This is a genomic window from Sphingomonas sp. NPDC019816, from assembly GCF_050274375.1.
GTDB lineage: Bacteria > Pseudomonadota > Alphaproteobacteria > Sphingomonadales > Sphingomonadaceae > Sphingomonas.
This window is the reverse complement of record NZ_JBNNOB010000160.1, coordinates 1-7,151: the sequence shown is the minus strand read 5'-3', so window position 1 is coordinate 7,151 and position 7,151 is coordinate 1. Positions and strand designations below refer to the sequence as shown.

Below are 7,151 nucleotides of genomic sequence, written 5' to 3'. Positions count from 1 at the left end.
TTTTTTTTTTTTTTTTTTTTTTTTTTTTTTTTTTTTTTTTTTTTTTTTCCACGCCCAAACCCCAGCCCCTTACTTCAAATCCGCCACCGCCTTGGCGATAGCCGGCGTCGCACACAGCCGAACGTCCGTCTTGGTCAAGGGCGCATCCCCCGGCTTGGCACAGCGATGCGCCGCCTCGCGCGGCGGAATCATGTCGAGCGGCGCGACCGACGCATCCCGTCTGGCGATCACCGTGCCCAGCTTGCTCAGATACTCATTCCAGCCTCCGCCGGTCCCCGGTTGCCCGACCAGCGGCAGCGCAGCCCGCCGCATCGCCTCCGCCCCGGCAAAGTCGCCCAGCTGGCGCAGCTGATTGGCCGCGCGCGCCGTCATCCAAAGCCGGTCCTTCGGTTCGGTATCGGCCGGAAGCCGGCGCACATGCTCGACGAATTCCCTGGCGTATCGACCGCGCCGCGCCGGCATCCCGGGCGTATCGCGGCCTTCACCCGGACCGGGCGTCTCTCCCCACAGCGCCGCCTGAAGCCAGCCCAGCACATCGGCTTCCGGCCGGCTCAATCGTGCCGCCAGCCATGCCGCGCGGTAATGCGGCGAATCCCCTTGCGCGACCATCCTGGCATAATCGGGCGTGGCGATCAGGACCGCCAGCGCCGCCTTGTCGCTGTCCGAAAACCGGTCGAACACCACCAGGTGATTGCCCGGACATTCGGGGACGGGCAGCGGGAACATCATATAGCTATAGGGCCGCCCGTCGGGCCGCTCGCCATAAGTGGAATAGCTCCCCATCTGCCAGCCGGAAAATGTCTCGCCGCCGACCGGGCATGTCATCGGCACGTCGCCGCCATGGATCGGGGGAGGGGGCGGCGGTGGCGGAGTTGGGGTTGGGACCTGTGCCTGCAACAGCGCCCATGCGATCATCATCCCCATGCCGATCCTCCCCCTTATGATGCCGCCAAACCTAGCCGATCGCATCCACTGCGACTATGCTGCCGGCGTGGCCGTGACATAAGGACAGGGTGGCAGACCCGTCGCGCGGTCCGATGGAGGATGGCCGCATGACCGAAGTCCCCCCTGACGACACGCCCGGCAACACGCTGCGCGACCGCGCGGTTCGCCTTTATGACGCCTTCACGCACGAGCATCACGATCGCCGCACCCTGTTGCGCCAGATGACCGCGCTTGCCGGATCGGCGGCGGCGGCCGAGGCGCTGATCCTGGGCATCGCCGCCAGTCCGGCGGCGGCGGCGATCACCGATCCGCGGGATGCCCGCTTGCGAATCGATCGGCGAGAGGGAATGGACGGTGGCGCGCGCTCGGCGGCGTATATGGTGGCGCCGCGCGACGCCAGGAAGCGACTGGGCGAGGTTCTGGTCATCCATGAGAATCGCGGGCTGACCCCGCATATCGAGGACGTCGCGCGGCGGCTGGCGCTGGCCGGGTTCCGTGTGACCGCGCCCGATCTGCTGGCGCCGCAGGGCGGGACGCCGGCGGACGAGGATCGGGCGCGCACGATGATCGGCACGCTCGACTATGATCTGGCGCTGGCCCAGGCGCGGGCGATGATGGCGCGCGCGGCCGGCGACAAGGCGGGAACGGGCCGGGTCGGCGCGGTCGGCTTCTGCTGGGGCGGGGCGTTCGTCAATCGGCTGGCGGTGGCGGCGGGACCGGCGCTGGCGGCGGGTGTCGCCTATTACGGCCCGGCGCCTGCGCCCAGCGAGGCGGCCAAGGTGCGCTCGCCGTTGATGCTGCACTATGCCGGCAAGGATGTGCGGGTGAATGCCACCGGTGAGCCCTGGGTCGCCGCGCTGAAGGCGGCGGGCCATCCGGTCGAAGCCTTCACCTATGCCGGTGTCGACCATGCCTTCAACAACGACACCAGCGCCGAACGCTATGACCGGGCCACCGCCGAACAGGCCTGGGCGCGGACGATCGGCTTCCTGCATCGCCATCTCGACCGCGCCTGATGGTCGATGGCGAGATCGCGACCTGCCTTGGGGGAGACATGCCATGACGACCGAGCTGACGCTTTACACCAATCCGCAATCGCGCGGCCGCATCGCGCGCTGGATGCTGGAAGAGACGGGCGCCGCCTATGACGCGGTGGTCCTGGACTATGGCACGACGATGGTCGCGGCCGAATATCGCGCGATCAATCCGATGATGAAGGTCCCCGCCATCGTCCATGGCGGCCGGGTCGTGACGGAGACGGCGGCGATCTGCGCCTATCTGGCTGATACCTTTCCCGATGCCGAACTGTCGCCCCTGCCGCAGGAGCGGGCGGATTATTATTGGTGGCTGTTCTTCGCGGCGGGTCCGCTGGAAGCGGCGATCACCAACCGGGCGATGAACGTGACGCCCACGCCGGAGCAGCAGCGCATGGCGGGTTACGGCGATTTCGACCGCGCGGTCGGGGTCGTCGATCGGGCGGTGGCGCGGTATCCCTATATCGCGGGCGAGCGCTTCACCGCCGCCGACGTCTATCTGGGCTCGCAACTCATGTGGTTCACCCGGTTCGGACTGGTGCCCAGCACGGACGCGATCATGGCCTATATCGACCGGCTGGCCGCCCGTCCCGCGCATGTCCGCGCCGGCGCGCTGGATGACGGCACATTGCCGGAGGTGGCGGCCGACTAAGGCCATCCGCGCGCCCGGCCCTTGCCGGGCGCGGTTTAGACGGTGCTGGCGCCGTCCGTCTGTTCGGGGCGGGCGGCGCGCAGGATGTCGAGGCCGGCGGCGATATGATTGCCCGCCAGTGGCATGCCGAGCGCATCGGCGCCCTCCATCGCCGCCTGGGCGAGCGCAATGACATGTTCCAGGGTGACGTTGGGATGGCTCATCGACTATCGACTCGAAAATGCACGACCATGTCTGCGGCCGGGTGGGAGCTAAGATCCTGACCCTGCACCAGAATAATGCTTGTCGCGACAAGTGTTTTTGCAATCGATTAGACCACCTGCCCCCAATCGGGACGGCCCCTTGCCGGGGGCAGGCGATCGGTGGCTCACTTCATCAGGACCAGTTCTTCCGACATGGTCGGGTGCAGCGCGACGGTGGCGTCGAACTGCGCCTTGGTCAGCCCGGCCTTCACCGCGACGGCGGCGGCCTGCAGGATTTCGGGAACGTCGGGGCCGATCATGTGCAGCCCGACGACGCGGCCGGTAACGCCCTCGCATACCATCTTGTACAGCGCCCGCTCGTCGCGGCCGGCCAGCACATTCTTCATCGGGCGGAAGTCGGAGGTATAGACCTGTACCGACCCCAGCTTTTGCTTGGCCTCCGCTTCGGTCATGCCGACGCCGGCCATGGGCGGGTGGCTGAACACGGCGGCGGGGATACAGTCATAATCGACGCGCGTCGGCTTGTTGCCATAGACGGTGTCGGAGAAAGCCTGCCCCTCGCGGATCGCGACCGGGGTCAGCTGGACCCGGTTGGTGACGTCGCCCACCGCATAGATGCTGGCGCAGGTCGAGCGGTTGTCCTCGTCGACCTTGATCGCACCGATGTCGTCCAGTTCCACGCCCGCCGTCTCCAGCCCCAGGCCATGGGTGTTGGGCACACGTCCGGTGGCGAACATGACCAGGTCGACCTCGATCGGGTCATGGCCCGACATGGACACCTTCAGCGATCCGTCCGCCTGCTTCTCGATCCCCTGGAAGGTCGCGTCGAAGCGGAAGTCGATACCCTTCATCATCGAGATCTGAAGCAGCCGGTCGCGGATCGTCAGGTCATAGCCGCGCAGGATCTCCTTGCTGCGGTTGATGAGCGTGACGTGCGCGCCGAACTGGTGGAAGATGCCGGCGAATTCGTTGGCGATATACCCCGCGCCCGCGATCAACACGCGGGCGGGAATCGAATCGAGATGGAACGCCTCGTTCGAGGTGATGCCATGCTCATGCCCCGGGCAGGACGGGATGGCGGGATGCGCGCCGACCGCGATCAGAATGCGCTCGGCGGTCTTCTCGGTCCCGTCGGCCAGCCGCACGCTATTGGGGCCGGTGACGACGGCGCGCTGGCCGATGATCTCGACATCGTGGCTTTCCAGCGTCTTCTTGTACGCGCCGTTCAGCCGGTCGACCTCGGCCAGCACGTTGTCGCGCAGCGTGGCCCAGGAAAACTCGCATTCGCTGGGCACCTGCCAGCCGAAGCGGCGCGCGTCCTTCAAATCCTCGGCGAAGTGCGCGCCGTAGATCAGCAGCTTCTTGGGCACGCAGCCGCGAATGACGCAGGTGCCGCCGACGCGATATTCCTCGGCCACCGCCACGCGCGCACCGTGCGCCGCCGCCACGCGCGACGCCCGCGTACCCCCGGAGCCCGCCCCGATGACGAACAGGTCATAGTCATAGTCAGCCATGGGATCGGTTTCTCCGGGAAGGTCAGAAGACGGGGCTCTCGGCCCGCGTAAAAGCATAACGGGGGACGCCGAGCCAAGTTCAGCGTCCCCCTGACAGTGATCGGAATTCATGATGATCCTCCCCGGCACGGGGAGGGGGAGCGCGCCCGAAGGGTGTGGTGGAGGGGGCGTTCCACAAGGCATGTCCTGTGGGAAAGCCCCCCTCCGTCAGGGCTACGCCCTGCCACCTCCCCGCAGGCGGGAAGGATTTTTTACTCCCCGAACGCCCGCTGGATCAGATCCTCGGTCGAGGGATCGAAATCCTGCCCGCCCTGGTCCGCCGCCTTGGCCATTTCCTTGCCCAGCTCGACGCCGAACTGGTCGAAGCTGTTGATGCCCAGCAGTACGCCGTTCACGAACACGCGGTGCTCGTAAAAGGCGATCAGCGCGCCAAGCGTGCGCGGGTCGAGCGTGTCGAGCAGGATGGTCGAGGATGGACGGTCGCCCGAATAGCTGCGCGCGGGATCGTCGACCTTTTTGCCCTTCATCAGCGCCGCGCCTTGCGCAAAGGCATTGAGCAGCAGCTGGCGGTGGTGATCGTCGCTCAGCACATCGCCCGGCTCGATGACCGCGATGAACTCGACCGGCACCAGGTGGGTGCCCTGATGGAGCAGCTGGAACACCGCATGCTGCGCGTCGGTGCCGACCCCGCCCCAGGTGATCGCGGCGGTAGGACGGCCGACGGGCTGGCCGTCGACGGTCACGCCCTTGCCGTTCGATTCCATCTCCAGCTGCTGGAGGTAGGAGGGGAGCAGGCGCAGACGCTCGTCATAGGCGAAGGGCGCGCGCGTCTCGGCGTGGCGGACCTGGGTGTAATAGAGGTCGGCGAAGGCGGCGAGCGCGGGGGCGTTCTGCGACAGGTCGGTCAGGCGGAAATGGCGGTCCATCTCGGCCGCGCCCTCCAGCAACTCCTCGAACGCGTCCCAGCCCAGGCCCAGCGCGGCGGGAAAGCCGATGGTCGACCAGAGCGAATAGCGCCCGCCGACCGACTCGGCGAAGGACAGGATGCGCGTCTCGTCCACGCCCCATTCGACCGCCTTTTCCGGGTTGGCGGTCAGCGCGATGACGCGGCCATAGGAGTCCTCGACGCCGTGCTCGGTCATCCACTGGAGCGCCGAGGTGGCGTTCAGCATCGTCTCGGTGGTGGTGAAGGTCTTGGACGCGACGACGAGCAGCGTGGCGGCGGGGTCGAAGCGCTTGAACACTTCCTCCAGCGCGACGCCGTCGACGTTCGACACGATCGCCACGTCATAACGGTCGCTGTCCCGGCCCAGCGCATCGACCAGCAGGTCGGGGCCCAGCGCCGAGCCGCCGATACCGATGTGCAGGACGTGACGGATCGGGCCGAGTGCCTCCGCCTCGATCGCGTCGATCAGCGCGCGCATCCGGGCGTGCGACTGGCGCGCGGTGGCGACGCTTTCAGGATTGCCCTCGCCACGCTCGGCGGTGTGCTCGACCGCGCGGCCCTCAGTGACGTTGACGACCTCACCGCCGAACAGCGCGTCACGCTTGGCGGCCAGCCCCTTGGCCTTGGCCAATTCGGCGAAGGCCGCGACCGCGTCGCGCGTCAGATGGGTCTTGGACCAGTCGAAATGGATACCCGCCACATCCAGGCTGAGCGAAGCCAGCCGGTCGGGATCATTCGCGAAAAGATCGAGAAGCGGGGTCTGCGGGAGCGATTCGATCGTCGACCAGTCGGCAGCCATGATGCCTGTTCCTTCCTTGCGCGCGCCCCGTGGGGCTTCGCTTACGGCGTTAGCGAAAGCGGCCGGGCAAAGCCAAGCCTTAGATTGGTATGGTGGGCTGGGAGAGGATCATCGCTGTTCGAGCCCATTGTCCATCGCGGACAACATGGCCATTCACCTTTACTGCGCAAAACATCCTTGAGGCGCATCAAGAAGCCCGCGCACGGCGACCGGCGTTACCCATGTTTCCCGGCCAACGGTTCGCGGACGACGCCGACATCGGCGAAGCGCTTCGGTTCGGCGGGGTGCGCCGCGGGTTCGGCCAGTTCGCGCTGCCAGTAGCCCACATCGATCCAGCGGCCATGCTTATGCCCGACCTCGCGGAAGACGCCCGCGCGGCGGAAGCCGACCGCTTCGTGCAGCTTGATCGAGCCGTCATTGGGGAGCGCGATCACGCCCATCGCCTGGGTGAACCCTTGCGCGGTCAGCGTGTCGACCAGCGCTTCATAGAGGAGTCGGCCGACGCCGGCGCGCTGCGACACGTCGGCGACGTAGATCGTCGTTTCGACCACCCAGCGATAGGCCTCACGCTCGCGGAAGCGCGCGGCATAGGCATAGCCGATCACTGCATCTTCGCGGCCCTCTTCATCGGTCAAGGTCGCGACGATCCACGGATAGAGGCCGTCCGCCCCCGCCATGCGCGCGCGCATCGTGTCCGCATCGGGCGCCTGGGTCTCGAACGAGACGACGCCGGCCAGGACATGCGGGGCATAGATGGCGGCGATGGCGGCGGCGTCGTCGGGGCGGGCGGCGCGGATGGCGATCATGTGGGTCTCCGAAGGCGATGCGCCTGCCTAGCGTGGCGATGCGCGGTTCGGAAAGCCCCAATCCCAAGGCCCGTTTCGAAGTGCCCAAATCCCAACCTCCGTTCGCACGGAGCGAAGTCGAAGTGCACGCTCCACGCTTAGCGGCGGGAGATTCCCTTGGGCTTCGACTTTGGCGCATCGCGCCAAAGTTTATCCTGAGCGGCTGGCTTGTCAGCCAGCCGAAGGGCTCAGGCTGAACGGCGATTGGGGATC

At 66.9% G+C, this 7,151-nt stretch carries 7 protein-coding genes; 2 read left to right on the top strand and 5 right to left on the bottom strand.

Annotated features, from left to right (window positions below; genetic code table 11):
* Positions 1-69 precede the first annotated feature (69 nt).
* The gene (locus ACQKJZ_RS17015; RefSeq protein ID WP_427732620.1) at positions 70-918 is read right to left on the bottom strand and encodes a hypothetical protein; all 849 of its coding nucleotides are present in this window, start codon (positions 916-918) and stop codon (positions 70-72) included.
* 134 nt (positions 919-1,052) lie between these two features.
* On the opposite strand from ACQKJZ_RS17015, the gene ACQKJZ_RS17010 reads away from it, so the two are divergent.
* The gene (locus ACQKJZ_RS17010; RefSeq protein WP_427732618.1) at positions 1,053-1,961 is read left to right on the top strand and encodes a dienelactone hydrolase family protein; all 909 of its coding nucleotides are present in this window, start codon (positions 1,053-1,055) and stop codon (positions 1,959-1,961) included.
* 43 nt (positions 1,962-2,004) lie between these two features.
* Positions 2,005-2,631, top strand: coding sequence for a glutathione S-transferase family protein (locus tag ACQKJZ_RS17005; protein ID WP_427732616.1), 627 nt, complete (start codon positions 2,005-2,007; stop codon positions 2,629-2,631).
* 35 nt (positions 2,632-2,666) lie between these two features.
* Here ACQKJZ_RS17005 and ACQKJZ_RS17000 read toward each other — a convergent pair whose 3' ends face one another.
* From ACQKJZ_RS17000 to ACQKJZ_RS16985, 4 genes are all read right to left on the bottom strand, one after another.
* Positions 2,667-2,834: a hypothetical protein gene (locus ACQKJZ_RS17000; RefSeq protein ID WP_427732614.1), complete on the bottom strand. Its 168-nt coding sequence runs from the start codon at positions 2,832-2,834 to the stop codon at positions 2,667-2,669.
* Between the two features lie 164 nt (positions 2,835-2,998).
* On the bottom strand, positions 2,999-4,348 hold the full coding sequence (gene gorA, locus ACQKJZ_RS16995; RefSeq protein ID WP_312489479.1) for a glutathione-disulfide reductase: 1,350 nt from the start codon (positions 4,346-4,348) through the stop codon (positions 2,999-3,001).
* A gap of 251 nt (positions 4,349-4,599) precedes the next feature.
* On the bottom strand, positions 4,600-6,093 hold the full coding sequence (gene pgi / locus ACQKJZ_RS16990) for a glucose-6-phosphate isomerase (RefSeq protein ID WP_427732612.1): 1,494 nt from the start codon (positions 6,091-6,093) through the stop codon (positions 4,600-4,602).
* A gap of 215 nt (positions 6,094-6,308) precedes the next feature.
* Entirely contained in the window at positions 6,309-6,899 is a 591-nt protein-coding gene (locus tag ACQKJZ_RS16985) for a GNAT family N-acetyltransferase (protein WP_312489481.1), read from the bottom strand.
* Between the last annotated feature and the right edge of the window lie 252 nt (positions 6,900-7,151).

What these genes read in the sequence shown, in the direction of transcription:
- pgi (WP_427732612.1), bottom strand. Translation starts at nt 6,093, where the DNA reads ATGGCTGCCGACTGGTCGACGATCGAATCGCTCCCGCAGACCCCGCTT.
- ACQKJZ_RS17005 (WP_427732616.1), top strand. Translation starts at nt 2,005, where the DNA reads ATGACGACCGAGCTGACGCTTTACACCAATCCGCAATCGCGCGGCCGC.
- ACQKJZ_RS16985 (WP_312489481.1), bottom strand. Translation starts at nt 6,899, where the DNA reads ATGATCGCCATCCGCGCCGCCCGCCCCGACGACGCCGCCGCCATCGCC.
- ACQKJZ_RS17010 (WP_427732618.1), top strand. Translation starts at nt 1,053, where the DNA reads ATGACCGAAGTCCCCCCTGACGACACGCCCGGCAACACGCTGCGCGAC.
- gorA (WP_312489479.1), bottom strand. Translation starts at nt 4,348, where the DNA reads ATGGCTGACTATGACTATGACCTGTTCGTCATCGGGGCGGGCTCCGGG.
- ACQKJZ_RS17015 (WP_427732620.1), bottom strand. Translation starts at nt 918, where the DNA reads ATGATGATCGCATGGGCGCTGTTGCAGGCACAGGTCCCAACCCCAACT.
- ACQKJZ_RS17000 (WP_427732614.1), bottom strand. Translation starts at nt 2,834, where the DNA reads ATGAGCCATCCCAACGTCACCCTGGAACATGTCATTGCGCTCGCCCAG.